Annotated in this window: 21 protein-coding genes and 1 pseudogene; 9 read left to right on the top strand and 13 right to left on the bottom strand. The window is 57.5% G+C overall.

Annotated features, from left to right (window positions below; translation table 11 throughout):
* Positions 1 to 76: 76 nt before the first annotated feature.
* Positions 77 to 1,066: an aldo/keto reductase gene (locus ACIQJ2_RS28865; protein WP_400672367.1), complete on the bottom strand. Its 990-nt coding sequence runs from the start codon at positions 1,064 to 1,066 to the stop codon at positions 77 to 79.
* Positions 1,067 to 1,124: 58 nt separating this feature from the next.
* Entirely contained in the window at positions 1,125 to 2,114 is a 990-nt protein-coding gene (locus tag ACIQJ2_RS28860) for an aldo/keto reductase (RefSeq protein WP_400672364.1), read from the bottom strand.
* Positions 2,115 to 2,213: 99 nt separating this feature from the next.
* On the opposite strand from ACIQJ2_RS28860, the gene ACIQJ2_RS28855 reads away from it, so the two are divergent.
* Together ACIQJ2_RS28855 and ACIQJ2_RS28850 are read left to right on the top strand one after the other, a co-directional pair.
* Positions 2,214 to 3,101 (top strand): LysR family transcriptional regulator, encoded by an 888-nt coding sequence (locus ACIQJ2_RS28855; RefSeq protein ID WP_400672361.1) that lies wholly within the window; start codon positions 2,214 to 2,216, stop codon positions 3,099 to 3,101.
* 394 nt (positions 3,102 to 3,495) lie between these two features.
* Entirely contained in the window at positions 3,496 to 3,636 is a 141-nt protein-coding gene (locus ACIQJ2_RS28850) for a hypothetical protein (RefSeq protein WP_199143436.1), read from the top strand.
* Positions 3,637 to 3,809: 173 nt separating this feature from the next.
* On the opposite strand, the gene ACIQJ2_RS28845 is transcribed toward ACIQJ2_RS28850, so the two are convergent.
* The 5 genes from ACIQJ2_RS28845 to ACIQJ2_RS28825 form a co-directional block, all read right to left on the bottom strand.
* The gene (locus tag ACIQJ2_RS28845) at positions 3,810 to 4,850 is read right to left on the bottom strand and encodes a fatty acid desaturase (protein ID WP_400672666.1); all 1,041 of its coding nucleotides are present in this window, start codon (positions 4,848 to 4,850) and stop codon (positions 3,810 to 3,812) included.
* Between the two features lie 5 nt (positions 4,851 to 4,855).
* Complete coding sequence (locus ACIQJ2_RS28840) at positions 4,856 to 5,056, bottom strand: DUF4167 domain-containing protein (RefSeq protein WP_400672357.1); 201 nt, start codon at positions 5,054 to 5,056, stop codon at positions 4,856 to 4,858.
* 507 nt (positions 5,057 to 5,563) lie between these two features.
* On the bottom strand, positions 5,564 to 5,704 hold the full coding sequence (locus ACIQJ2_RS28835) for a hypothetical protein (RefSeq protein WP_199143432.1): 141 nt from the start codon (positions 5,702 to 5,704) through the stop codon (positions 5,564 to 5,566).
* Between the two features lie 1,142 nt (positions 5,705 to 6,846).
* Positions 6,847 to 7,545, bottom strand: coding sequence for a LysR substrate-binding domain-containing protein (locus ACIQJ2_RS28830; protein WP_400672355.1), 699 nt, complete (start codon positions 7,543 to 7,545; stop codon positions 6,847 to 6,849).
* Complete coding sequence (locus ACIQJ2_RS28825; protein WP_400672353.1) at positions 7,497 to 7,757, bottom strand: LysR family transcriptional regulator; 261 nt, start codon at positions 7,755 to 7,757, stop codon at positions 7,497 to 7,499. The genes ACIQJ2_RS28830 and ACIQJ2_RS28825 overlap by 49 nt, the downstream gene beginning before the upstream one ends.
* Positions 7,758 to 7,907: 150 nt before the next feature.
* Between ACIQJ2_RS28825 and ACIQJ2_RS28820 the strand changes: the two are divergent.
* From ACIQJ2_RS28820 to ACIQJ2_RS28805, 4 genes and pseudogenes are all read left to right on the top strand, one after another.
* Positions 7,908 to 7,976, top strand: a pseudogene (locus tag ACIQJ2_RS28820) (twin-arginine translocation signal domain-containing protein); the annotation flags it as partial.
* 45 nt (positions 7,977 to 8,021) lie between these two features.
* Complete coding sequence (locus tag ACIQJ2_RS28815) at positions 8,022 to 8,645, top strand: isochorismatase family protein (RefSeq protein WP_400672664.1); 624 nt, start codon at positions 8,022 to 8,024, stop codon at positions 8,643 to 8,645.
* Between the two features lie 620 nt (positions 8,646 to 9,265).
* A complete protein-coding gene (locus ACIQJ2_RS28810) occupies positions 9,266 to 10,294 on the top strand; it encodes a helix-turn-helix transcriptional regulator (protein WP_400672351.1) in 1,029 nt (342 codons plus the stop codon).
* Between the two features lie 124 nt (positions 10,295 to 10,418).
* A complete protein-coding gene (locus tag ACIQJ2_RS28805; protein ID WP_400672350.1) occupies positions 10,419 to 11,291 on the top strand; it encodes a hypothetical protein in 873 nt (290 codons plus the stop codon).
* A gap of 99 nt (positions 11,292 to 11,390) precedes the next feature.
* Here the strand turns inward: ACIQJ2_RS28805 and ACIQJ2_RS28800 are convergent, their stop codons facing one another.
* Both ACIQJ2_RS28800 and ACIQJ2_RS28795 read right to left on the bottom strand, forming a co-directional pair.
* Positions 11,391 to 13,253, bottom strand: coding sequence for a DUF4344 domain-containing metallopeptidase (locus tag ACIQJ2_RS28800; RefSeq protein WP_400672348.1), 1,863 nt, complete (start codon positions 13,251 to 13,253; stop codon positions 11,391 to 11,393).
* 57 nt (positions 13,254 to 13,310) lie between these two features.
* Positions 13,311 to 14,390: a DUF4424 domain-containing protein gene (locus ACIQJ2_RS28795; RefSeq protein WP_400672345.1), complete on the bottom strand. Its 1,080-nt coding sequence runs from the start codon at positions 14,388 to 14,390 to the stop codon at positions 13,311 to 13,313.
* A 497-nt stretch (positions 14,391 to 14,887) separates the two neighbouring features.
* Between ACIQJ2_RS28795 and ACIQJ2_RS28790 the strand changes: the two genes are divergently transcribed.
* On the top strand, positions 14,888 to 15,982 hold the full coding sequence (locus tag ACIQJ2_RS28790) for a lysozyme inhibitor LprI family protein (protein ID WP_400672343.1): 1,095 nt from the start codon (positions 14,888 to 14,890) through the stop codon (positions 15,980 to 15,982).
* Positions 15,983 to 16,084: 102 nt separating this feature from the next.
* On the opposite strand, the gene ACIQJ2_RS28785 is transcribed toward ACIQJ2_RS28790, so the two are convergent.
* The gene (locus tag ACIQJ2_RS28785) at positions 16,085 to 16,504 is read right to left on the bottom strand and encodes a lysozyme inhibitor LprI family protein (protein WP_400672340.1); all 420 of its coding nucleotides are present in this window, start codon (positions 16,502 to 16,504) and stop codon (positions 16,085 to 16,087) included.
* Between the two features lie 629 nt (positions 16,505 to 17,133).
* On the opposite strand from ACIQJ2_RS28785, the gene ACIQJ2_RS28780 reads away from it, so the two are divergent.
* Positions 17,134 to 17,673 (top strand): L,D-transpeptidase, encoded by a 540-nt coding sequence (locus tag ACIQJ2_RS28780; RefSeq protein ID WP_199143563.1) that lies wholly within the window; start codon positions 17,134 to 17,136, stop codon positions 17,671 to 17,673.
* 154 nt (positions 17,674 to 17,827) lie between these two features.
* On the opposite strand, the gene ACIQJ2_RS28775 is transcribed toward ACIQJ2_RS28780, so the two are convergent.
* Positions 17,828 to 18,733 carry a heparin lyase I family protein gene (locus ACIQJ2_RS28775; protein ID WP_400672338.1) on the bottom strand — a complete coding sequence of 302 codons (906 nt, stop codon included), beginning with the start codon at positions 18,731 to 18,733 and terminating at the stop codon, positions 17,828 to 17,830.
* Positions 18,734 to 19,164: 431 nt separating this feature from the next.
* Here ACIQJ2_RS28775 and serA point away from each other — a divergent pair, with 431 nt between their 5' ends.
* Entirely contained in the window at positions 19,165 to 20,403 is a 1,239-nt protein-coding gene (serA, locus tag ACIQJ2_RS28770) for a phosphoglycerate dehydrogenase (RefSeq protein ID WP_199143403.1), read from the top strand.
* Between the two features lie 759 nt (positions 20,404 to 21,162).
* Here the strand turns inward: serA and ACIQJ2_RS28765 are convergent.
* Positions 21,163 to 21,828, bottom strand: a complete 666-nt coding sequence (locus ACIQJ2_RS28765; protein ID WP_400672336.1) for a GntR family transcriptional regulator — start codon at positions 21,826 to 21,828, stop codon at positions 21,163 to 21,165.
* A 32-nt stretch (positions 21,829 to 21,860) separates the two neighbouring features.
* A complete protein-coding gene (locus ACIQJ2_RS28760) occupies positions 21,861 to 22,517 on the bottom strand; it encodes a flavin reductase family protein (protein ID WP_400672334.1) in 657 nt (218 codons plus the stop codon).
* Positions 22,518 to 22,520: the final 3 nt, after the last annotated feature.

Below are 22,520 nucleotides of genomic sequence, written 5' to 3'. Positions count from 1 at the left end.
CGCAGGATGGCGCATCGCGGTCACCGGCGTCCACACCCGCCTTTTTCAACCATGCGCTGTGTGCCCGGACGGCCGCTCAAAGCCCAGTCATTTTGAGCGCCGCCTCCGGCAATCGCTCTCCCTGGACTTGGAATTCCGACAGGCCGTTAGCGATGTCCGTGAGGTCTTCGCTCAACAGAACCACGTCGACCGCACCCAGATTTTCGTCCAAGCGATGAAGCTTGGTCGTGCCGGGGATCGGCACGATGCAGGGCTTCTGCGCAAGCAGCCACGCAAGAGCGACCTGTGCCGGCGTTGCGGCCTTGCGGTCGGCAATGGCCTTGATGATCTCGACGAGCTTCATGTTCGCCTTGCGGGCGGCCGGAGAGAAACGCGGCACGAGGCTGCGAAAATCCGTGGGCTCGAACCTTGTGTTCTCGTCGATCTTGCCCGTCAGAAAACCTGCGCCGAGCGGGCTGAACGGAACAAACCCGATTCCCAAGTCTTCAAGCGCCGGGAGAAGCTCGCTTTCAGGGCCGCGCCAAAACAGCGAATATTCGCTCTGCACAGCCGTCACGGGATGAACAGCGTGGGCACGGCGAATAGTGTCTATACCCGCTTCGGACAGGCCAAAATGTCTTACCTTGCCGGCTGCAACGAGGTCCTTGATCGCCCCTGCCACATCCTCGATCGGCACGGCGGGATCCACCCTGTGCTGGTAAAACAGATCGATGTGTTCCGTTTTCAGGCGCCGGAGGCTCGCGTCCGCGACCGCCTTAATGTGGTCGGGCCGGCTATTGGTTCCGGCCTGACGCTCTCCGGTATCAAGGTTGATATTGAAGCCGAATTTGGTTGCTATGACGACCTCGCCCCGGATTGACGCGACGGCCTCGCCGAGCAGCTCCTCGTTGTCGAACGGGCCATATGCCTCGGCAGTATCGAAGAGCGTAACGCCGCGCTCGTGGGCAAGCCGGATGAGCTTGATCATCGCGCCTCTGTCAGCCGGCGGCCCATAGCCTGAGCTCATGCTCATGCAACCGAGGCCAAGTGCGGAAAGCTCGAGGCTTCCAATCATTCGCGTTTTCATAGTCTTCGTCCTGGGTCCGCGACCGCTCAGTGGAATGGAATTGCTTTGGAGTTTTTGCTCAACGATTGACCCAGGCTGTCTGTTTGGCGGCATAGCGCTCGCCGTGAATGGAGATGCCGGCCAGCGCCTGATCGATTTGCGTTATGTCATCGGGTGAGAGGTCGACTTCAGCGGCACGGATGTTCTCCTTCACACGATAAAGTTTGGTCGTACCGGGGATAGGAACGATCCAGGGCTTGCGCGCCAGCAACCAGGCAAGCGCAATCTGCGGAATGGTCGCTTCCTTCTCAGCGGCGATACCGGCAATGATGTCGATGACAGCCTGGTTGGCGGCACGCGCTTCCGGGGCAAAACGCGGGATCGTATTGCGGAAATCGGTACTATCGAACTCGGTGCTACCGTTGATCGTGCCCGTGAGAAAGCCGCGACCAAGCGGGCTAAACGGCACGAAGCCGATGCCCAACTCTTCCAGAAGGGGAAGAATTGTCTGTTCGGGCTCGCGCCACCAGAGCGAATACTCGCTTTGCAGAACCGCGACCGGCTGAACCGCATGGGCTCGGCGAATGCTCTCTTCCCCGGCCTCGGACATACCGAAATGGAGAATTTTGCCCTCGGCGATAAGCTCCTTCACTGTGCCGGCGACGTCTTCGATGGGCACAGCCGGATCGATGCGATGCTGATAGAGAATATCGATATGATCTGTCCGCAATCGCTTCAGCGATGCCTCGGCCACGGCCCGGATATGGCTCGGACGGCTGTTGACGCCGCCCTTCCCGCCGTCCTTATCGATGTGGATGCCAAACTTCGTGGCGATCACAACCTGATTGCGGATGGGCCGCAGAGCGTCTCCCAGTACTTCCTCATTCGTGAACGGGCCATAAGCCTCGGCTGTGTCAAAGAAGGTAATACCGGCCTCGTGGGCGTCACGGAGAAACTGGATTGCACTGCCCTTCTCCATCGGCTGCCCATAGGACTGGCTGATGCCCATGCAGCCGAGACCAAGTGCCGAGACTTCCAGACCGCTTCTTCCGAGTTTGCGCGTTTGCATTGGCCGCTCCCATGTTGTGTGTGGCAGCTCTTTCTATCGCCTTTCGCTTCATTCGATTATCCGCTAAATAATACTAGTACCTATTGCTATGAGTTATGAATGGCCAAGCCCGACCTCAATGATCTCCTTGCCTTCCTGACGGTCGTGCGGGAGGGTAGCTTTACGAAAGCCGCTGCCAGCCTCGGCATCTCGCAGCCCTTCCTCAGTCAGGTCATCCGCAATCTTGAGGCCAGACTTGGCGTGCGGCTTCTCGCGCGCACGACGAGAAGCGTGGCGCCGACGGAAGCGGGAGCGCGCCTGGCGAGCGCCATCGCCCCCGATCTCGAACATATTGCTGCCGAACTCGATGCTCTCAGCGCCTTCAGGGACAAGCCTGCCGGGACCATAAGGATCAGCCTTGGCGAACACGCGGCACGGACCGCCGTCTGGCCGAAGCTACCCGGCTTCCTGGAGACCTATCCCGACGTCAAGGTGGAGTTGGCCATAGATCACGGTTTGACGGATATCGTTGCCGAAGGATTCGATGCCGGTGTTCGGCTCGGCGAGAGACTTGCCCGAGATATGATCGCCGTTCGCATCGGTCCGAACCTGCGAATGTCCGTCGTCGGCTCACCGGCCTATTTCGCCAAGCGCGCCAGGCCGTCTGTTCCAAACGATTTGATCGAGCACGCATGTATCAATCTGAGAATGCCAACCTATGGCGGCCTGCTGATCTGGGAATTTGAGAAGGACAAAGTCGCTCAAAATGTGCGCGTCGACGGCCAGCTTGTTGTCAACAGCACCAGCCACGCCCTGAAAGGAGCCTCGAGCGGACTGGGACTTGCATTGATCATGGAAGATGTCGCCCAACCCTATATCGCCGCCGGAGAACTGATCCGGGTTCTGGACGAATGGTGCCCTTCTTTCGAAGGATACCACCTTTACTATCCGAGCAGACGGCAAGCGTCTCCGGCATTTGCCGCATTTGTTGGTGCGTTACGAAGCTAATGTGTGTCGCGCAAAACTTGCAGCGGTTTTGCGATAACGACCTGCGCAGAACCATAGGCCAAAGCGCCATAAACGACGCCGAAAGATCGTGCCGCGCACCGGCACCATCGTCATTGCGCCCGGAGAAGGGCATGCACGGCAGCACGGCGGTAAGCTACTCGTTGACAGATGGAACAACGCCGGCAGTGCAGAAAAATGCGGGCGTGGACTGGTGGACTCGACTATACTTTGCAGGAAGGACAGGGCCGACATAAGCAATTGGACAACTCCGCTTCCCGAGAACGTTTCTGCCAGTCCTTGAATTGCGATTGTTCGAAACTTCCCCAAGGGCATCGCTGACGTTTGGAAGCCCGCAATGCGAACGGCAAGATAAAGCGTTGAGAGGAGAGCCAGCATGGAATCGCGATTTGGCAGGAGAGCAATGGTCATCGCCATGATCGTGGGCCTGTTATTTTCCATTCTCTATGGGCTAAGCGGCACGCACAGGCGTTCCCCGCCGGCGAATCCCGCCACGGCGAACGATATCGCGAAATAGTCGGATGCCATGGCATCTTGCCGGAGATGTGAACCTCCAACCAAGGCCGGCAGGCAGCCCTCGTGCGCCGTTGCATGGTGAAGGCGCGGCAGGGAAAAGACACCCTTTTGGCACCCTCCCCTTCCCGCGCCCGATGGCATGAAGAGCCCGAGTACCCGGAGGCAGTTTGGCTGTCACACGATAGGCGACGGCGCTCTCGCGATTTTCGCTGCCTCGCGGAATGAAACCAGCTTCCGGCCGTTTTCGTCCCAAAGGACGAGCTTTACGCATTGCAGACTCTGACGCAATGTGATCCGGCCTATGCCACCAAGTTCCGGATGGTTTCGCAGGACTTCCGGCAGGCGGTAGTAGGGAATACGACTGCAGAGATGATGCACATGATGAATACCGATATTTCCGGTCACCCAACGTAAAACAGGTGGCAAATCATAGTGGGAGGCACCGTGCAATGCGGCGTTCGGAAACTGCCATTCGGGCTTCGTCGACCAGTGCGTTTCCTCGAATTGATGCTGGACATAGAACAGCCAGATGCCAACGGCTCCAGCCAACAAGACGATAGGCAGATGAATCATGAAAAAGGTCGTGGCGCCAATTGCCCAGATAAGAAGTGACATGATCACGGCAACCGCCAGATTGGTCGACATCGCCGATGCCCATGGAAGCAAACCGTCCCGCATCATCCCGACCGGGAGACGTTGCTGGAAAAGAAAAAGCCATATTGGTCCAATCCCGAACATCACCAGCGGATGCCTATAGAGACGATAGCCAATTCGCCCCCATTTCGAGCGAGCATGGTATTCTCTCACGGTCAAAGTCGTTATGTCGCCGAGGCCGCGCTCGCTCAAGTTTCCGGCAGAGGCATGATGAGCGGCATGTGTGCGGCGCCAATAATCATAGGGCGTCAACGTCAGGATACCAAGAACGCGTCCGGTCCAGTCGTCAAAACGCCGATGTGCAAAGAACGAACCGTGGCCGCAATCGTGCTGAATCATGAACAGACGCAACAGAAATGCAGCGGCCGGAACAATAAGGACAAGTCCCCACCAGAACCCGTAATGCACGGCAACCCAGGTGAGTGTCCAGAACACAATAAAGGGAATGGCCGTGACCGCGAGTTCAAAAGCACTGCGGCCCGGACTGGGTGTGCGATATTTCGACAGAATTTTCAGCCATGCCGCCGCGTCTGGTTGGTTTGGAGATCTGGAAATGGTCATTGCGATCAACGGCGGTCGCCGGCTTTCTGTATGGCTGCGGCGCGATAGTAGTGCTCCGCGTGTTGAAACATGTTTTCGGCCTCGATGCGATCGCCAGCCCGAGCACTTTCATGCGCCAATAGCTGAAAATGCTCGTACCTTCGTTTCAGGTTCATGAAGGCAGACTTTGATGTGGTGGTCTCGAGGGTGACCTTGTGGGTAGACATGTGTGGTCGTTGTGTTGAAACCAACGGACGATCCAAGCCTTTTCCGGCTTGCTCCTTAAACAATTATATGGGGATTTGCTGACGCGACTGAGGTTGCTTCTGCTATGGATATCGCCGTCTCAAGTGCGCCATCACGACATGGTTGTAGAGATATCATGCCAATGCGGCCGTTTCGTGTTGTACAGACACGATTCTACGATTGTTCAGCGGCATATAGATGGACGCACTCGGGTATCCATGCGAACTTTCTATGCTCCTAAATGGAATGCTCGGAAACGCCGCCCAGATAGCCACACCGGATTCCTCACCATCAGCGACACAAGAGTTTCGGTCGGTGCACTCCGCGCTATGGCATGCACCGACCGATATCTTCGCCCGCTCTTGCGTAGCGAGCGCCTGCTTGACCGTCAACGCTTCCCGAAGCCTCGGGCGCAGGTGGAGCCTCCCACCCGGCTCAGATCGAGATCCTCCGCCCGACGGCAAAAGCAAAGGCAGCCGAATGAAGGGCTACTTCTTTTTGCCGGCAGCTAACGTGGCATTCCCTGCAAGCTTGACCTGCGATCCCTCCAACTGCGGTGCTGCCGCTGCGACCTTGTCCTTCTTGGGTTTTCGCACTTCGCGATTACTACGCATCTGGCCTTTTGCCATGGGTCTCTCCTCAATTTGTCTCGACGATGATTGTGGGTGCGACGTAGGCCCATTTCAGATGAGGCCTCAATCAGGTGTGTGAACGTTGAAATGAAGCCATTCAGAACATGTTCGCGGCAGCGGAAGCACCGACACCACGACTGATTTTCCGGCTACCAAGGCACCCGCGTCCAGAGCGGATTTCCTACAGCGCATAAGGGAATAGAATTTCCGAGACATCCCATACCCTTTCATTGGGATCAGCCTCGCCAACTCAGAGACGACACATCACTAGCATAGCATTCACAACAATAGTCTGCGCCCCAATCGCCATATCCGCAAGCGTTATCACGTGTTTACAGAGCTCGCTTCTGAAGCTTTCCCGATGGAGGGTGTTTCTTCACCCGCTGGCACGGCTTGCGGTCACATCCTGTGAAGCGCCGTGGGCCTGCGGACCAGAAAATTGATGCCAAGGGCACAGACCTGCTATTGAACGTGACCTATTGGGATCACCTCAAGTATCCATGCGATGGCCATGCTACATGGGAGCCGCTCTCTAGCACGAACAAAGAAGACTGGCCGTCGCGTTTAGCACATAAGGCCGTGCCTCTATCCGTTCTCAATGCCGGGTCGGCCGGCATGGAGGCCGGTCGCGTTCAATCCGCAGGGCTTTCAATAGCCCGGACTTTTCAAGTCGTGCCGCGACATCACCAGTCCTGACAGTCCGAAACACTGTTTCGGTCTTCTCATTGATGGGGCATATGAACCGTTTCCGAGTCTTGCTCATGATAGCGCTCCCAAATGAAGCGCCGGAAGGCCAACAACGAGAACAGCTGCCGTCACCGCAAGCAAAACCGATGTCTCCACCAGAAGCAGCGCAAATCGCTGCCCCTTTAGAGAAATAAAATAATTTTTCATCTCTGTTCCTTTTTGTAATTATTTTCTAAGAACAGGTCATCATAGCACGTTTTTTGGTAATCACTTGCAAATTGTCAAATATTAGCAATTTATTTATTTTGAAGGTTTCTCCCTGCGCCGGAAATCAAAAATAAATTGGCTCGTCAGATGCAGGCTTGCTGTGCGCGGGCGCGGTCGCCTGCGTGGCATTTCTGATAATCCGCGGCTTCTGCGGGGCTATTGCCGGGTCGATCCCGACGGACGCATTACATCACCACAACCTTGGGAAACTCCTCGGCCAGATGATCAAGAAAGGCACGAACGGAAGGCAACAAGCCCTGTCGGTAGGGGATTAGCGCAGTCAGCATCGAGTCTCCGGCCAGCCAATTTGGGAGAACGCGGCACAGTTGCCCTGATCTCACTTCATCACGGCAAATATAGCCCGGAAGTGCGACCACCCCGAGACCCGCAATCGCCGCCTGCTTGAGACCGACCATGTCATCGCTCAAAAGTCGCGGCGTAAGCGGCATGATCACCTCATCCTTGCCTTCGCTGGAATGACGCAGGCGCCAGGCCGGAGAAACGCCGGTACGCATCATGAAGAGTGACGGGTGCTTGGCGAGGTCCTGCGGTGTCCCAACGTTACCGTTTGCTTCGAGGTAGCCGGTGCCGGCGAACAGATACCAGGGCGCAGGAGCCAGCATTCGCTGCACCAAGGTCGAGTCCGGCAACGGCATGGAATGGGCACGGATCGCCACGTCGAAATTCTCGCCGACAATATCGACGGTCTGATCGGTCGCGTGACCGATGACATTCACCTTTGGGAACCGGACCAGGAAATCAGCAACCATGTCGCGCATTGCAAACTGGGTCGTCGCCAGACCCGCGGTGAAACGCACCGTGCCGGTCGGTTCGGTCAACCGGTGGCGGATCGCCGTTTCCGCCTGCTCCGCCTGTTGAAGCATCCCGACGGCGTGCCGGTAGAACTCTTGCCGGCATCGGTCATTCCAAAGCGCCGCGACGTGCGATTGAGCAATCGAACGCCGAGTTCCGCCTCAAGCTGCTGAATCCGATGGCTCAAGGTCGATTTCGGCATGCGAAGCGTTCGGCCAGCGGCTGTAAAGCCGCCTCGATCGACCACCTGCACGAAATAGAAGAAGTCGTTGAGATCAAGCATCTGGGCTCCCCATCGTCCAGCCAGTTGGACATTAAGTCTAGAAAATAGCGACTTCTTAGCCGAGGCGCCAAGCCCTAAATTCCATCCGTCGCCACCAGTTGCGACCCTGGATGCGCCAAAGGGGCGATCCCGGAACCATCCGGAGGCATCATGGAACGGCGTCAGTTCCTCCAAGTCGCGACAATCGGGGCAGCAACGGCCATTCTTGGTTCCCTCCCTTCGCTTGCCGCCACGCTTCATCCACGCCGATCACAGGAGAATGAAATGGGCGAGCAAACTCATCTTTATGAACCATTGACATCCGACAATGCCGCGTTGGTTCTTGTCGACCACCAGATCGGCCTGATGACCGGTGTGCGCGACTATTCGACGGGCGAACTGAAGCACAATGTCGTTGCTCTCGCAAAGGCGGCCAAGGTACTCAAGCTTCCGATCGTCGTGACGACAACAGCCCGCGACAGCATGTGGGGTCCAACTTTTCCGGAATTGGTCGAGGCGTTACCGGGTATCGCCATCATCGACCGTTCATCAGTCAATGCCTTCGACGATCCAGCGGTGGCAGCGGCCATCGACGCGACGGGCCGCAAGAAGCTGATCTTTGCCGGGATCTCGCTCGAAGTATGTGCCGCATTCCCAGCCATGACAGCGATCGGCAAGGGATATGACGCCTACGTGGCTGTTGATGCATCGGGGACTTTCAGCGACACAAAGCATGAGGCCGGCCTCCTTCGCATGTTGCAGGCCGGCGTCAACCTCTCCGACTACGCAACCTTGATGGTCGAGATCCTGAAGGATAACGGGCGGCCCGAGGCCGGAGCCGTCTACGAGGCCCTGGACATGCCTTGGGCGAAGCTCGTCGGCCAGATCGCGCAGGCCCGTTCCAAGTAACGGGACGCAACACATCATCGCCGATCAGGCGCCGGTCGACATCTGTTGACCTGCCGAACGATCCGACTGGTGAAGTCCGGCGCATGAAAAATTTGCTACGCAAGCGACGGACGTGACCATCCACATCCGTCGCCGCCCGTACATTCCAGCCCATGTGATGATGGTGGACACGATCGGGGCCTCAAGAAACATTGCCAAAGCAAGCTCGTTCCTCAAACCGCGAACACACCAGCCGCTGACCCATAGCATTATACGCGAACATGCATGGTGAATCGCAGCATCCTCCCGCTGTGCCGGTCAACTGGAGGGAAATGAAGCCGCATGCCTGTCAACCTCGATATGGTCGACATTGCAACCGTTCCCATCAACCTCTACCGAAAGACGAGCCCCACTCTCCGGTTCGAGCCACTCGTATAGTCCCAACTCACTTCTGCCGATACCAACAACTATGGCTCGCGGCCTGAAGGCGCCGATCCGGTATTTCCGATCCGGAAGGAACTTGCGGGAATGGGCTGAAGGCTGAATCTAACGCGCATTACGTTCAACAGTAGCCTATTGCCACAGGCGATGGTTGACATATTTATCCTCTGAGGCCGGGGGGCCGAGGAATGCATAGGATAATGGCGCAAACATCTTCCAGCTCTGTCTACGATTTTTCAACAGGCGATCTTCCCGAAAATGACCGGCTCCGCTTCTGGGTCAAAGACAATCATTGCGACTGTCGCGTGTGGAATCCCGAACTCGTATCATTCGATGTGGAAGCGATCGGAGCGGAGCTTGGTCCGCTCATCCTGTCGGGTCGAGAATGGCCCGGCGGCGTAGAGGCACCAGGTTGCGAAGCTCCGACAACGAACCGGCATATCCGAGCCGATAGTCATGATTTTTTCCGGTTCACGCTGGTTCTCGACGGGCGTTACCTTTTCCGATCGACAGAGCCGGTATCGGTCAAATCAGCGGGCGACCTGTTCCTCCTGGATGGAGCTCAGGTCAATGACTGTATCGTCGAGGGCAACAATGTCATTTCGCTCGCCGTTCCGAGAGATTTGCTGCCCAGCCAGACAGCGCTCCTGCACGGGCATACACTGACAGCCGGCGTTGCCGGTCTCCTGACTGATCACCTCATCTCACTGTTTCGCAATCTCCCCATGCTGAAGGAACAGGAGATCCCCTATGTGGTGCAATCCACGTTGCAACTGCTAACGGCCGTTGTTTCCTCCGCCTCCGATGCGATGCAGGAGACGGCCGGCCCCATGCGCGAGCTTTTGCTTGGTCGCGTCCTGCGATATCTCGACACGCATCTGCTCGAGACGGATCTGACGCCCGACAGGATTTGCCGTGATGTCGGAGTTTCTCGCGCCAAGCTCTATCAACTGTTCGAGGGCAATGGCGGTGTCATGCGGCAGATACAGCGCAAACGCCTTCACCGGGCTTACCAATTGCTGGCGGACCCGAAGAGGCCACGGCCCCACATAGCGGAACTTGCCTGGCGCCATGGATTCTCGAATGAAAAGTATTTCTATCGCCTGTTCAAGACAGAGTTCGGGCACACACCGGGCGAGACGCTGAAAAACATGCTTCAACCGCCTTCGGGTGTCACGCCGGCTTTTGCTCAACTGCGCGAGGATGGCATCGACCGCCGCTCGGGTTGAACCTTGCCATTCGACATGTCGGACCGCTAAATTGCCAGCGTATTGCGTCGCCGACCCTGCTCCTCAAGGTTCCCAGCCACTGGCCGGATCATAAATTCTCAACACTCGCGAGTCCAATCCCTTCATGTTTGCCTCGATCTGCCCCTTCCCAAGATCAACCGGCCGCATTTTGCTGGCGTTCGCCTCGATCCTCGCCACCAGTTCAACCGCATCGCCTGCCGGCGCGACATCGGATATTGCGCTGAAATCCGACGTACCCGGACTGAAGATCGCCCGGCTCCAGACGCTGCCGAAGGCGCCGCAACCAGTATCTGATGCACCATGCGGCGTGGTGCCGCAACCGAAGGGCGAAGGCGGCAAGATCGCCGCTGCTCTTGGGTGGGGCGTGACCGGTGAGGCGAGATTGGGGCCCTATGAGGCCGTCAGCTTTGCCGGAGAATTTGAGCAGGCAACTGGCTCGTCCTGCGATATCAGCCAAGGGAATGTGGCGCTCTTTGATGGTTCGAAGTTGCTGGCTCTCATCTATGCCGACAAGAAGAGCAAGCTGTCGATCGGCACGATCGTCGCGTTCAAGGATCATCTGCGCATTCTTGACGGCGACCTCGTTCAGATGCCGGTGGGTGAAATCTGGCTCGGCGGGGGTCGAAATGTTGACGTAAAGCCGCTTGCCGGCGAGGAACAGGTTTGTGACGGCAAGGCGGTCGTACCGAACCTCTACGGCAAACCCATCACCGAAGCCCGCCAAGCGGTCATTGCCAAGGGATGGGAGCCGTTTCAGAGCCCGGCCCCATCATATCCGGACCCCTTCGGCGACAGCATCCGCAAGATGGGCATCGTGGAAACGACCGATTGCTCCGGAACGGGTTTCGCCTATTGCAGCTATTATTACCACAAGGGCGACATGGAACTCGGCGTCACTAGCTTTGGAGACGGAACGCCGACAGTGTCGGGTTATGATGCCGTCTGCGAGCGGTCGAAATGGCATAAGTCCGAATAGGGCCAACCGCTCGCTTAAACCTTCATCCATCGGAGAACCACCGGCTGCAGCATCTCACTTGCGGTGAGAGCGCAACAGGCGGAGAGGTCATGGACATTTTCACTTGGCGAATGGGTTCGACTTCCTGTCCCATTCGAGTGGATTACCGCTTGCTGCCGGCTGCTGGGTCGTCGTTGTTTGCTGGTTTGCACCGGCATCGTCCGACTTCGGCTGGAATCTGGGCGAAAAGTGCGGAAGGATCAGCCGCGCCCAGGAACGATTGATCTTCGAGGCTTCATCGGGGCAGCGCGCAGCCCGTTCCTTAGGCAGCATGCCGTTTTCGACGATCGAGCCGTTGCTTTCCGGATCGAGGCCATAGACCATGCAGAGCAGATTGAAATAGCGCTGTGCATCTAGCGAATGTTCGTCGGCAAACGACGCCACGTCCGGTGAGCCCGAGGATTGGCTGTTGATCTTGAACCAGATGGACGCCAGTTGAAGAACGCGCGTAATATCGTTTTTGTTCTCCCTGTCGTCGACATGGGACAATAGCAATACGGCGGCGAGTTGGTCGACGGAATCCTCTTCACGGCCGACTGCGGGCAGATCGAGCAAATCGATCAGGGCATGTCCGGATTCGTGGAGCAGGATGAAGCGCAGGTTATCCTGAACGAATTCGATCGTCAGCGCCTTGGGGTCCGACGCGCCTTTCGAAAGTGCCTGCCCCATTTGCAACAGGCTGTCGATCATCTCGTAACAGAGAAAGACCGCGCCGTTCTTTTTGTCGTAGAATGCATTGATCGTGTTGCATTGCCTCGTGACGTAATGGAGCGGGCGGGGTGTGACGAAAAGGCCGTCCAGACCATCGATCTCGGGAATATTTAGAATGAGATGCGTGTCGACGGCCCATTGGTAGGCGTAATTGAACTTGGGGTCTTCGGGCGGAAAATAATGATAGACGAAACGCAGTCCCTTGCCGTCCGAAGTCACAAGTGAACCGTCTGTGGGTGGCGGAAGCGCGCCGTCCTTCTGTTCCGTAACCCCGTCCTTGTCGCCACCGGCCTGCGCTGTTTCGGCGCCGGTCGAACCATCGTTTTGCCGGGGTTGAGCCTGAGTATCGGCAGGGCCATTTCCATTTGCGGAAGCGCCCTGACTGCCGGCACCCGCCGCATCGGCAAGCTTCATCAATGTCGGATAGCTTGGATCGCCATCGGACGGATTTTCCCCGAAAGGATAGAAACCGTTGGAGATCAATACCGAGATGTTTTCGATGAGCTTGCTGTTCTTGTCGCCATTCCAGCTGAGATCATAGCCGCGGATCTCATTGCCTCTCCGCTCAAAACGCGAATAGAATTTACGGTCTCCAGCGGTGCCGGAGACGATGAACCAGTTCGGGCGCTTGAGCTGGTAGGTGATGGTGCTGCCTTGCTCATTCAAAAGATTCTGAAAGAGCTTTTCGAGCTCCGCGGAGCCGCTATTGGCAAAGCGCGCCGTCTTCAGCGAAATCACTCCGTCCTCGGTCTGCAGATTTTCGCCGCCAAGCGTGTTTTCTTTTCGCTGCGTCAGCAGGCCGGCAGGATAGGAGATCGTCATTCCCGCAAGCGAGTTGTCGAGCGAGCGCCATTGCAACTGCTTGCGCACATCGAGCGCTGCGCTCCCCAATTCCAACGCATCCTGGGCCGAAAGTTTGCCGGTGGCGGGCCGATTATGGTCGCGCTGGTAGCTGGCGATGGCGTTTCGGCCGCTCGGACCGAAGTTGCCGTCGGCAAAGCCATTATAATAGCCAAGCAGGATAAGTCCCTCCTGCGTGAGCCGCCGCTCCCAGATGTTGAGACTTCCCTCGATGGAATCCGAGTTGGCGGCACCGGCACCGCTCGAACTTTGTGCCATCGCCGGCTGAACCCAGACCGGCGCGGCAATAGGGAGCAGGAGAGCCATCGCCAGGAATAGTTTGCTGGAATAAGGTCTGAGAGTGAAGTTCATAGGGGCTCCGGTAGTGGCAAGCGATCGAGTTCGGGGGATCCTGCGATCGGCAAGGGGCTATTGAACCGATGTTGTGCGCAGAAGCAGGACGTCGATATCGCGATCGGGCGTGTAGTTCTTGATATTCATTTCGAACTGCGTCGGGCTGATTTTCTTCACGCCGTTGCCGCAAAAGGAAACCAAGGTCTTCGGATCAGCCTTATCGACAATCAGCTTGTAGCTGCCGATCGGTCCAGCCCAGTTGCCGCCGGACATGATGACGTAGGACAAATATTGCTCGAAGGATTGCAATGTCCTTGCATTGTCATCGCCTGCTTTTTTGTAGAGCGCGCGTGCGGCTTTAAGAAAGCTCGCGTCCGTGCAGAATTTTTGCTGATAGGCTTTCAGGCTGTCCGGATCGATGTCGGGAGAGCCGATCGACAGGCTGGACAAGCCGCCCACGACGGGCACGTAGCTCTGCTCGACCGTGATCTCCTTGCCGCCAGGAAAGATCTGATTTCGCCAATATTTGGAGCGCAAGGTCCATAGCGGATAGAGTGTCGCCGGCTGGCCCGCATAGTCGCTTTCCTCGCCGGGGTCGATGATGTTTCCGTCTGCCAGGCTTTTGCGCTCATCGTTCGTCAATCGGCCGATCGCAGCCTGCGTGGCTTCGACGGTCGGGACCAGAGGAATGTGAAGTGACCGTAGCTTTTCAGTGACTTCGATGTCCGGTTTCCCGTCCTCGGTTATGAAGGCGCGCTGTTCGAGTTGCGACGCGATGGGCTTTCCGTCGACGATGGTCTGGAACTTCATGAAATTGTCGCTTGCCGGATCGGGAACGACAGTGGTGGAATTCGAACCTCCACCGGGGAAGTCTGGCATCGGAAAAGCGATGGTTGTCGCGTAGTCGGCATTCGTCAGATTGCGGAAGCGATATAAAATGCGGACAGCGGTGGGCGACAGGTACAAGTCCTCCGAGACAAGGGCGATCTTGTCCGTCTTCTGAAGGACGAGCCCCCCGGTCCCGAGTGTGGCCGAGCTGTCATCGGCAAGGGCGGGCGTCGACAAAATCAACAGGCTGATAGAGGCCAGCAACTGAATACGCATCATAAATTCTTTCTCGAAAAGGCAGGAGAGCAGGCCACGTCTTTCAATCATGGTTGAAGTCCGTCAAGTCGCCGGATGTACAGGCTCATACCCTCCCATTTCGTCTCCGCCATAGACTTGCGTCCGATGGCACCCACGGCGATGGGGCCACCCAATGCCGGTTCCTCAGGAAGCCACGCCGACGCTGGATCCGTCAGCAACCTTCGGGCCGCACCAAAGCCTCTCGGCACGGTGCTTGCTTTGCCGAAGGCTCAAGCCGACGACGCTTATCAGACTCCTTGCGCGCCGCCGATATCGTTGTGTCCGTCAAAAGTGCACATGCGTCTATATTCACCAAAGCGTGTGGAAGGTTCTGGTCAGCAATTCCTGACTGGCCTAGAGCTTCCACTGGAACTGTCATTGCATGAGGTCGTCTTCACCCCGGCTCGCCGTATGGGAGCATTTCTCAAGGTTGTGAAATTCGACTTCTGCGGGTGAGCGGAAGAAGACCCGCCGCCCGGTCGGGGAACTGCCGGCTTCGAAAGCCGGTCTATTGGAAGGAACATAGCATGCGTTTCTGGTTTGGCGCTCTTCGCTGCCTCACGCTTACGAGTCTCGCGGTGTCCATTCCCATTCTCGTTAACGCCGCTGAAGCGAAAAAGGATTGCTTCGGCTTCGATGCTATAGATGACGATCCGCTGGCCGCACGGCTCTATGAAGTCCTGCCGGGCGACAAGGTCGAATTTCAATGCCCGGAGCGCTCCGTGTTTTGCAAGAAGGGCGCCTTTCTGCTGGCAGGCGATCAAGTGATCGTTAGCAGGTTCGATGGCGACAGAGCGTGTGCCGAATATCATAGCCCGGCAAAGAGCCCCGATGATGACGAAACTGCGGGCTGGCTGCCGCTCATTCGATTGGCTCCGAAATCGCGTGCCGCTGACTGGGTCGGACGCTGGGGTGACAGCGAAACGACGATCACCGCAAAGCCTCGGAATGGCAGGATCCGCATCGATGCGAAGGCCGACCTCCAGTTCGGCAATGGTAGCCAAGGCGGTCAGTTTGCCGCCCTCATCGACGGTGCACAGCCTCACGCCCAGTTCGGCTATGAGGCCGACGATGAGAAGAAGAGTGAAAAGCTGCTTCCCTATCAGGACAAATCAGTGCCGGGCCTATGTCAGGTAAAGATGAGCCAGCTAGGACGGTATCTCGTCGTTCGCGACAACCGCATGTGCGGTGGGATAAATGTCAGCTTTTCCCGTGTCTATCGGCGGGTGGATGAAAAGGCCCTGGCCAATCAGACCCAGGCAAAGGCTTCGAAGCCATCTGCAAGCGGAACGCAACCGGATCCCAATGGGATCCGCCCCTCCTATGGGACCTGCGCGGATCAGTCCGATGGCGTTACCGTCGCCATGCGGAATTGCGCTGACGCCGAATATAAATACCAGGATGACCGCCTGAATGCGGCTTACCAAAAGCTCCGGGCAAAGCTGGGCAAAGCCGCTGCGGTGCAATTGCGGGATGAGCAACGAGCCTGGATCGGCCAACGTGACAAAGAGTGTGAAGTTGACAAAACCGGTGGCACGGCTGAATTGATCATCTCCGATGATTGCGCGGTCCAGGCCACTGCAAAGCGAGCCTCGGAACTGGAAACCCGGCTTTCCCGATAGGCAGCCTATCGTCTCCACCGTCAGTCCGCCACCTGCTCTCCGTGGCGGATCGCGTCGACAAAGCGCGCCGATCCTACCCTATTGCTAGAGATCGGCAGACGATCATTGATCGGCCGGTTCCAAAGCCTGCGCCCAGTTTTTCCGCATATCCGACAAACGGGTCGAATAGGCGGATTTCAGGCAGGCGGTATCCTTGCATTTGTCCCGCACGGTCGTTCGCCAGGTGGTTTGCTCCTTGCCAACGGGATCGATGACTTTTCCGGTCTCCCCATCATGCCCGGCTGTTTCACTCTGGATCTTGTCGAAGAGCACGTTCATCTGCTCGTCCAGCTTGGAAAGGTCGGGATCCGCACAGATCAGCTTCTCGACATGGCTCTTGGCGTATTTGCAATCAAAGCCGGCACCCATGGCGATCGTTGGCATCAGCAGTAGACCGGTTGTCAGCACGACGCCACCCCCAAACCCAGCGGCGCGCGCGTAACCGACACCGATCGTGAATAAGGATGATCTATAAATATTCATATGATCGTCACCCAGTAAGGTTTCTCATTGCGCAAATGAATAGGCAGCGCCGGTGAGGCTGCGATCAAACCAGCTCGCATCGCCCGCCTCAAGGGCCCAATTGCCTTCGTTGTCGAATTCGGGAAGTCCGGTTGCCGATTTCCACTGAGAACTGATCCGCCTTTGGAGCGCACCCCAAAGGCTTGGTGTCGCGCGAGAGGCGCATCCGGCTAATTTGCCGACACAGCAAGGAGGCAAAGACATCGATGTAGGCACCTGTTGGAAAATGTCGGTTTTCGCCCCCATTGCCACAATTACGCCCCCGTTTCCGGAATTGTCGATTATTCGCATACCCCGCCTGCGCGGGGCGCAATCCCGCGCGTTCTTCGGGAAATATGGTTTGTGAGATGAAGACTATACGATTGGTCCTTTTCCCTGCTCTGGCAGTGCTTTTGACAAGCGTCTCCGTGCATGCCCAGGAATGGGGATATCTGCCTGACTATGGCGACGATCCGGATGGCGGCTATGTCATTCGACGCGATTGGCGCGAACCGCCACCACGCTATCGCGATGATCGGCGCTATCGTGACGACTATTCCTATCGCGATCGCGGCTATGATTATTATGACGACGAAGACGAGGACTTCCCGTTGGATCGCCGTCCGCAGCGACAGGCCTCGATCGACCCGCGTGCCGCCTCGCCGCAGTTCAGCCCTGGCATCAAGGATGACAGACAGGCAAGCCTGGCGCGATCACCAATTCCCCGCAGCGTCGTCGCCTTCTCCGGCTACGACCCCGGCACGATCGTCATCTCCACCAAGGAAAGACGCCTCTATCTCGTGCTCAACGATGGAACGGCGCTCAAATACGGCATCGGCGTCGGCAAGCAGGGTTTCTCATGGAAGGGAACGCAAACGATCAGCCGCAAGGCAGAGTGGCCGAGTTGGACGCCGCCCAAGGAGATGATCGCCCGCCGTCCGGAATTGCCTGACCGCATGGAGGGTGGCCTCAACAATCCGCTGGGCGCACGCGCGCTCTATCTTGGCTCCACTCTCTACCGAATCCACGGCACCAACGAACCGAACTCGATCGGCAAGGCGGTATCCTCCGGCTGCATCCGCATGGCAAATCCGGATGTGATGGATCTCTATGGCCGCGTCGGCGTCGGGACGAAGGTCGTCGTGCTCTGATTGCAATTCCCCGTTGCCGGAGGCTGGAACACTCTAGCAAGGCTGGAAACGGAAACGACGGCAGGCGCTGAGACCTCCTGCCGTTCACCTCCAACCGGCAGATTTCGTCTGCTTCGGCGCAATCAAGCGACCCGCGACGATCACTTGGAGAGCCTCACTTGGAGAATGTCGTTTGCTTCGCCCAGGTGGGATCGCCGGAAGGGTCGGTCGGCCAGAACTGAATATCTGCAAAATCAATCGATTGCACGACATCCGGCAAAGCGTCCCTATAGATCCCGAAACGCGGTTGAGTGTCGATGAACGGGCGACCGTTCTGATCCCGCATGCCGTGATCGACATAGCCGAGACGCCCCGTGTAGGCGATATCGCAGGCACGGCCGTTGAGGTAGACCTGCAAGGCGCTTTCTCCCTCCTGCAGGCTGGGCTTCAGCATCACGTTCACATCGTTCCAGTCACCCACATTCAGATGCCAGGGACCGCAAACGGTCTTCGAGCGTCCGGCGTTACAGTCCGCTGTTCCCCTCACCTTGGCAACGAAGTCTGCCCCCGTGGCGGACGGTATAGCTTCAATTTTAAAGAGCGGGTTGGCTGACTGACACGATCCCAGCGGCTTCGTGTCTTCCGTCGGAATGTTCTGCTTCACCTGGTGGATGACCGTGCGATTGCCGATCCCCTGCCAGGGGGCTTCCAGCCGGAAGGCGAAATGATACCAGATCGGCCTGTCGAATTTGACGATCTCCCTCTTGACCTGGATTTCCACACGTTCGGTCGGCGCATCGCCCACGCTCTGGTCTGAAGCATCTCCGGGATGCACGGTAATACGCAGGATCGGCCGGGAAGGCGATGACAGATCGCAGGCGATACGCGTTCCCCATAGAGCAGGATCCAGCCTGCTGCTGATCTTCCAGAGCTTTGACGGATGTTCGCTGCTGGCGGTGCATAGATCGGCAAAGCTGCCGGGCGATGCGGGTGCGGCATTTTGTGCTGCCGCGGATGATCCGTTCAAGAGACCAAGGCATGACAGAAGGAAGGCAAGCTGCAGAGTTCTCGGGATCGTCATCGTCAGTCTTTCCTGGAAGAGAGCGAAGGGTCTGAGAAGCGGTGGTCCAGCCAGCTTTCCCGACCGAGAATATGGTCGCAAAGCCTCAAACGCAGCTCTAGCGGCGAACGAATGCTAGTCAAGGATGTTTCAATTGCCTGCGGCATCAAGGTCTCTATCGACCATGATGGATTAAGCCTGTGCAGTTGACGCGCACCCTGTTTTGGCGACGCAATGCCCGTTGTGTCCCCCGGGGCGACCGAGGCAACCACTCGGCAAGGAGCAGACATGTCGGCAAGATCGTGAAATCGCCACTGAGCGTGATCGCAATCGAAGCTGAGTTTGTTCTTGCGCTATCCGTCGGATGGTCGCAAAAGATCTTGCAATGTCCGTGGGCGTCTGCGCACGAGCGACATCGAGCCTGGTTGAATTCTAGAAGCGAAAGCAATTCAATGACCCGACAACTTTCCCTTCCGCGCGATCGGATTTCCGTCCTTCTGCTTGAGGGCATCAGCCAGACTGCGGTGGACTATTTCTCATCGTCCGGCTACGCCAACGTCACCCATCTGCCGAAGGCTCTGGACGACAAGGATCTCAAGGAACGTATTGCCGATGCGCACATTATCGGCATTCGTTCGCGTACTGAGCTGACCGAAGAGATTTTCAGTGCTGCCCGCAAGCTCATGGCAGTGGGCTGCTTTTCCGTTGGAACCAATCAGGTCGATCTGGATGCGGCGCGGCGCCGCGGGATTCCGGTATTCAACGCCCCCTATTCGAACACGCGCTCCGTTGCCGAGCTTGTGATTGGTGAGATCATCATGCTGACGAGGCGGATCTTGCCGCGTTCGGCGTCTGCACATCTGGGCGGATGGGACAAATCCGCCGTGGGCAGTCGTGAAGTGCGCGGCAAAACGCTTGGTATTGTCGGCTACGGCAACATCGGCTCGCAACTCAGCGTGCTCGCGGAAAGCATGGGAATGATCGTCCGTTATTTCGATCCCTCGGACAAGCTTCGCCACGGCAATTCGGAATCGATGGCGACGCTCGGAGAGCTGCTGGAGATCTCCGACTTCGTGACCATGCATGTTCCCGAAACCAGCGCGACGCAAAACATGATCACCGAAGCTGAGCTGCGCCGGATGAAGAAGGGCGCTCTCTTCATCAACAATTCCCGCGGAACCGTCGTAGATCTGGAAGCGCTTGCGAAGGTTTTGAAGGATGGCCATCTCGCAGGCGCGGCCGTGGACGTGTTCCCGAAGGAGCCGGCATCGAATAGTGAGCGTTTCGAGACATCGCTGCAGGGCTTGGACAATGTCATTCTCACCCCGCATATTGGCGGATCGACCGAAGAAGCGCAGGAGCGTATCGGAAGGGAAGTCGCCAGAAAGCTCGTGGAATATTCCGACGTCGGCTCGACACTCGGCGCGGTCAACTTTCCTCAGGTTCAGCTGCCGCCGCGGCCGAATGGCACTCGCTTCATCCACGTCCACGAAAACCGCCCCGGCATCCTCATCAATCTCAACGAGATCTTTTCGTCCCGCTCGCTGAATATCGTCGGCGAGTTCCTGCAGACCTATGGCGATACGGGCTATGTGGTCATCGAAGCCGAAGGTGCCGGCCAGATTGCGGACGAAATACTCGATGCGCTTCGTCAGATCCCGGGAACGATACGGGCGCGATTGCTGTACTGACGCGAGCGGGAAATCAGCTTTCCGGAAGGTCATCGGTTGCGCGCTGGACGAGTGCTGCGCGCAACTTACAAGCTTGCGGGGCAAGACAACTCAGGAAAAACGCAACGGGTTCCGTCCCAGACAAGGCGGATGTCAAACCCAAGCCTATCCGCCCGAACGAACGCCTATGGTGAAATAGATCGGGAACGGAGAAGGCATTATAGGCCAATCGGGTCCAGACAGGACCGATCTGCAACTCTATCGCTCACCAACTGAAACGGGGACCGAAAGAGCCATAATAGCCCGGCGTCGATCCGATTGGCGCTAGATCATTATCGCGCTGAACTCTCTCTGCCCATCGCCGACGCTCGGCCGCTTTTTCTTTGGCACTGGCGGGATCTGTCGATTTGCTCGCGGTTAACGCACTTGATTGACCACTCGTTCCGCCAGCCGTCGAGCAGGAAACAAGCAAAACCGCGGGACAAGCGAGCAGAATGCCCAGGACAACTGCCCTCGTGGCGCTCCCATGAAGAATCTGACCCATAGTCCATCCTCTGCATCGAAAAACAAGAATGCCCCATCAGAGCCTGGGGGCGAACATCCAATACGGCGGCCAGCAACAGACAGCCCTCATTATGGTTGTCCGGCCTTGCGACCGTGAGGCGAGAGACGTCTCAATACTGGATTTCGCCTCGTCGGGACAAGTGGTGCCCTTGAAACAAGCAAGTCGCGGAAATCCGCAATTACCAAGGCAAACTCCAGCCAGAAGCATAAATGCCGTCAGGTCGCGCTGACAATATAGGTGACGGTTCGATTGTAGTGTTCACGCAGCAGGTCGACGGCCTTATCCGCCTGCCGCGCCAGGGCGGCCTCCATGATGCCACTATGCTCCGCAGACAGATCACGCGCCGAGCGCGAATGGTCCACATTTCTGAAGCTCGGCAGACGGTAGCGCTGCGTTTCGGCATAGAGCTGCGCAAACAAAGCAAGCAGGCGCGGCGAGCCGCACGCCGACAGCAGCGCTCGATGGAACTCATGATGGCGAAGCTCAAATTGCATCAGCGCATCGCCGTCAGCCGTCCCACCAGCATCCTTCATCCGACCCGATTGCAGGTCGAGCTTATGAAACGCCGCCACGACCTCCGTCTCCCAATCGTCGCCGCCAAGTTCTACCGACTGGCGCAACGCCTGACTTTCGACCAGGATTCGAACATTCATGACATCCTGCATTTCCGAGGGCGAGACCGGTGCAACGGTAAACCCGCGCGGCGGGTCGTTGACCACCAGCCTCTCCGCATGAAGCCTGTTCAACGCTTCGCGCAACGGAGAAAAACTCAGGCCATACTGTGTTTTCAGAAACTCCAGGCGAAGCGGCTGGCCGGGGATGAGCCGCCCGTGCAATATGTCGTTACGTAGATTGAAATAGGCAGATTCAGCTAGGGTCATCGCGGTACGGAACAGTCCTTACTCTTTCAAATTCAGGCGGGCGATTGCTTGGCGCGGTCGGCCTTGCTTTCTATATACTCCTTCCACGTCGGCCTATCGATCTGGAAATAGTCTCCCGAGCGCAGATAACCACCGCTTCCATGCGTGCGAGCGACCAGCCCGAGCCGCGGCGTATCGACATAGCAGCGCTCGGCGTCAAGCACGAACTCGTCACGGATATGCACCATGGTCACCTGCCCGATCACGATAGTCTGGAGCGGGCCGGTCACGACCGAGCTTAGCATGCGACATTCCATCGAGACCGGCGCGGTTAATATGCGCGGGGGTGCCACGGTCTCGGACGGCGCCACGGAAAGTCCCGCGAGTTCGATTTCGTCGATGTCTGCGGGAGCATCGATGCAGGTGAGGTTCATGGCTTGCGCGTTCGGCTCATCGACCAGGTTGATGACGAATTCGCCGGTGGCCAGAATGTTCGCAGCCGTATCCTTCAGACGACCGGCCTGCGGCATCAATCCGATGGCGACGGTCGGGGGCGAATTGCCCATCATGTTGAAAAAGCTGAAAGGCGCCGCGTTTCGAACGCCGTCCGCGGAGATACTGGTAATCCAAGCGATCGGGCGCGGGACGATCGACGAAGCGAGGATCTTGTAGCGCTCCTGTCCGTTAAGCTTGTTCATATCGAAACGCATGGT

It is taken from the genome of Rhizobium sp. NPDC092011 (assembly GCF_044756305.1).
Classification (GTDB): domain Bacteria; phylum Pseudomonadota; class Alphaproteobacteria; order Rhizobiales; family Rhizobiaceae; genus Rhizobium.
This window is presented reverse-complemented; position numbering and strand designations above follow the sequence as displayed.

Coding starts and splice junctions, on each gene's coding strand:
- ACIQJ2_RS28865 (WP_400672367.1), bottom strand. CDS start 1,066: ATGAAAACGCGAATGATTGGAAGCCTCGAGCTTTCCGCACTTGGCCTC.
- ACIQJ2_RS28860 (WP_400672364.1), bottom strand. CDS start 2,114: ATGCAAACGCGCAAACTCGGAAGAAGCGGTCTGGAAGTCTCGGCACTT.
- ACIQJ2_RS28855 (WP_400672361.1), top strand. CDS start 2,214: ATGGCCAAGCCCGACCTCAATGATCTCCTTGCCTTCCTGACGGTCGTG.
- ACIQJ2_RS28850 (WP_199143436.1), top strand. CDS start 3,496: ATGGAATCGCGATTTGGCAGGAGAGCAATGGTCATCGCCATGATCGTG.
- ACIQJ2_RS28845 (WP_400672666.1), bottom strand. CDS start 4,850: ATGACCATTTCCAGATCTCCAAACCAACCAGACGCGGCGGCATGGCTG.
- ACIQJ2_RS28840 (WP_400672357.1), bottom strand. CDS start 5,056: ATGTCTACCCACAAGGTCACCCTCGAGACCACCACATCAAAGTCTGCC.
- ACIQJ2_RS28835 (WP_199143432.1), bottom strand. CDS start 5,704: ATGGCAAAAGGCCAGATGCGTAGTAATCGCGAAGTGCGAAAACCCAAG.
- ACIQJ2_RS28830 (WP_400672355.1), bottom strand. CDS start 7,545: ATGCTTCAACAGGCGGAGCAGGCGGAAACGGCGATCCGCCACCGGTTG.
- ACIQJ2_RS28825 (WP_400672353.1), bottom strand. CDS start 7,757: ATGCTTGATCTCAACGACTTCTTCTATTTCGTGCAGGTGGTCGATCGA.
- ACIQJ2_RS28815 (WP_400672664.1), top strand. CDS start 8,022: ATGGGCGAGCAAACTCATCTTTATGAACCATTGACATCCGACAATGCC.
- ACIQJ2_RS28810 (WP_400672351.1), top strand. CDS start 9,266: ATGGCGCAAACATCTTCCAGCTCTGTCTACGATTTTTCAACAGGCGAT.
- ACIQJ2_RS28805 (WP_400672350.1), top strand. CDS start 10,419: ATGTTTGCCTCGATCTGCCCCTTCCCAAGATCAACCGGCCGCATTTTG.
- ACIQJ2_RS28800 (WP_400672348.1), bottom strand. CDS start 13,253: ATGAACTTCACTCTCAGACCTTATTCCAGCAAACTATTCCTGGCGATG.
- ACIQJ2_RS28795 (WP_400672345.1), bottom strand. CDS start 14,390: ATGATTGAAAGACGTGGCCTGCTCTCCTGCCTTTTCGAGAAAGAATTT.
- ACIQJ2_RS28790 (WP_400672343.1), top strand. CDS start 14,888: ATGCGTTTCTGGTTTGGCGCTCTTCGCTGCCTCACGCTTACGAGTCTC.
- ACIQJ2_RS28785 (WP_400672340.1), bottom strand. CDS start 16,504: ATGAATATTTATAGATCATCCTTATTCACGATCGGTGTCGGTTACGCG.
- ACIQJ2_RS28775 (WP_400672338.1), bottom strand. CDS start 18,733: ATGACGATCCCGAGAACTCTGCAGCTTGCCTTCCTTCTGTCATGCCTT.
- serA (WP_199143403.1), top strand. CDS start 19,165: ATGACCCGACAACTTTCCCTTCCGCGCGATCGGATTTCCGTCCTTCTG.
- ACIQJ2_RS28765 (WP_400672336.1), bottom strand. CDS start 21,828: ATGACCCTAGCTGAATCTGCCTATTTCAATCTACGTAACGACATATTG.
- ACIQJ2_RS28760 (WP_400672334.1), bottom strand. CDS start 22,517: ATGCGTTTCGATATGAACAAGCTTAACGGACAGGAGCGCTACAAGATC.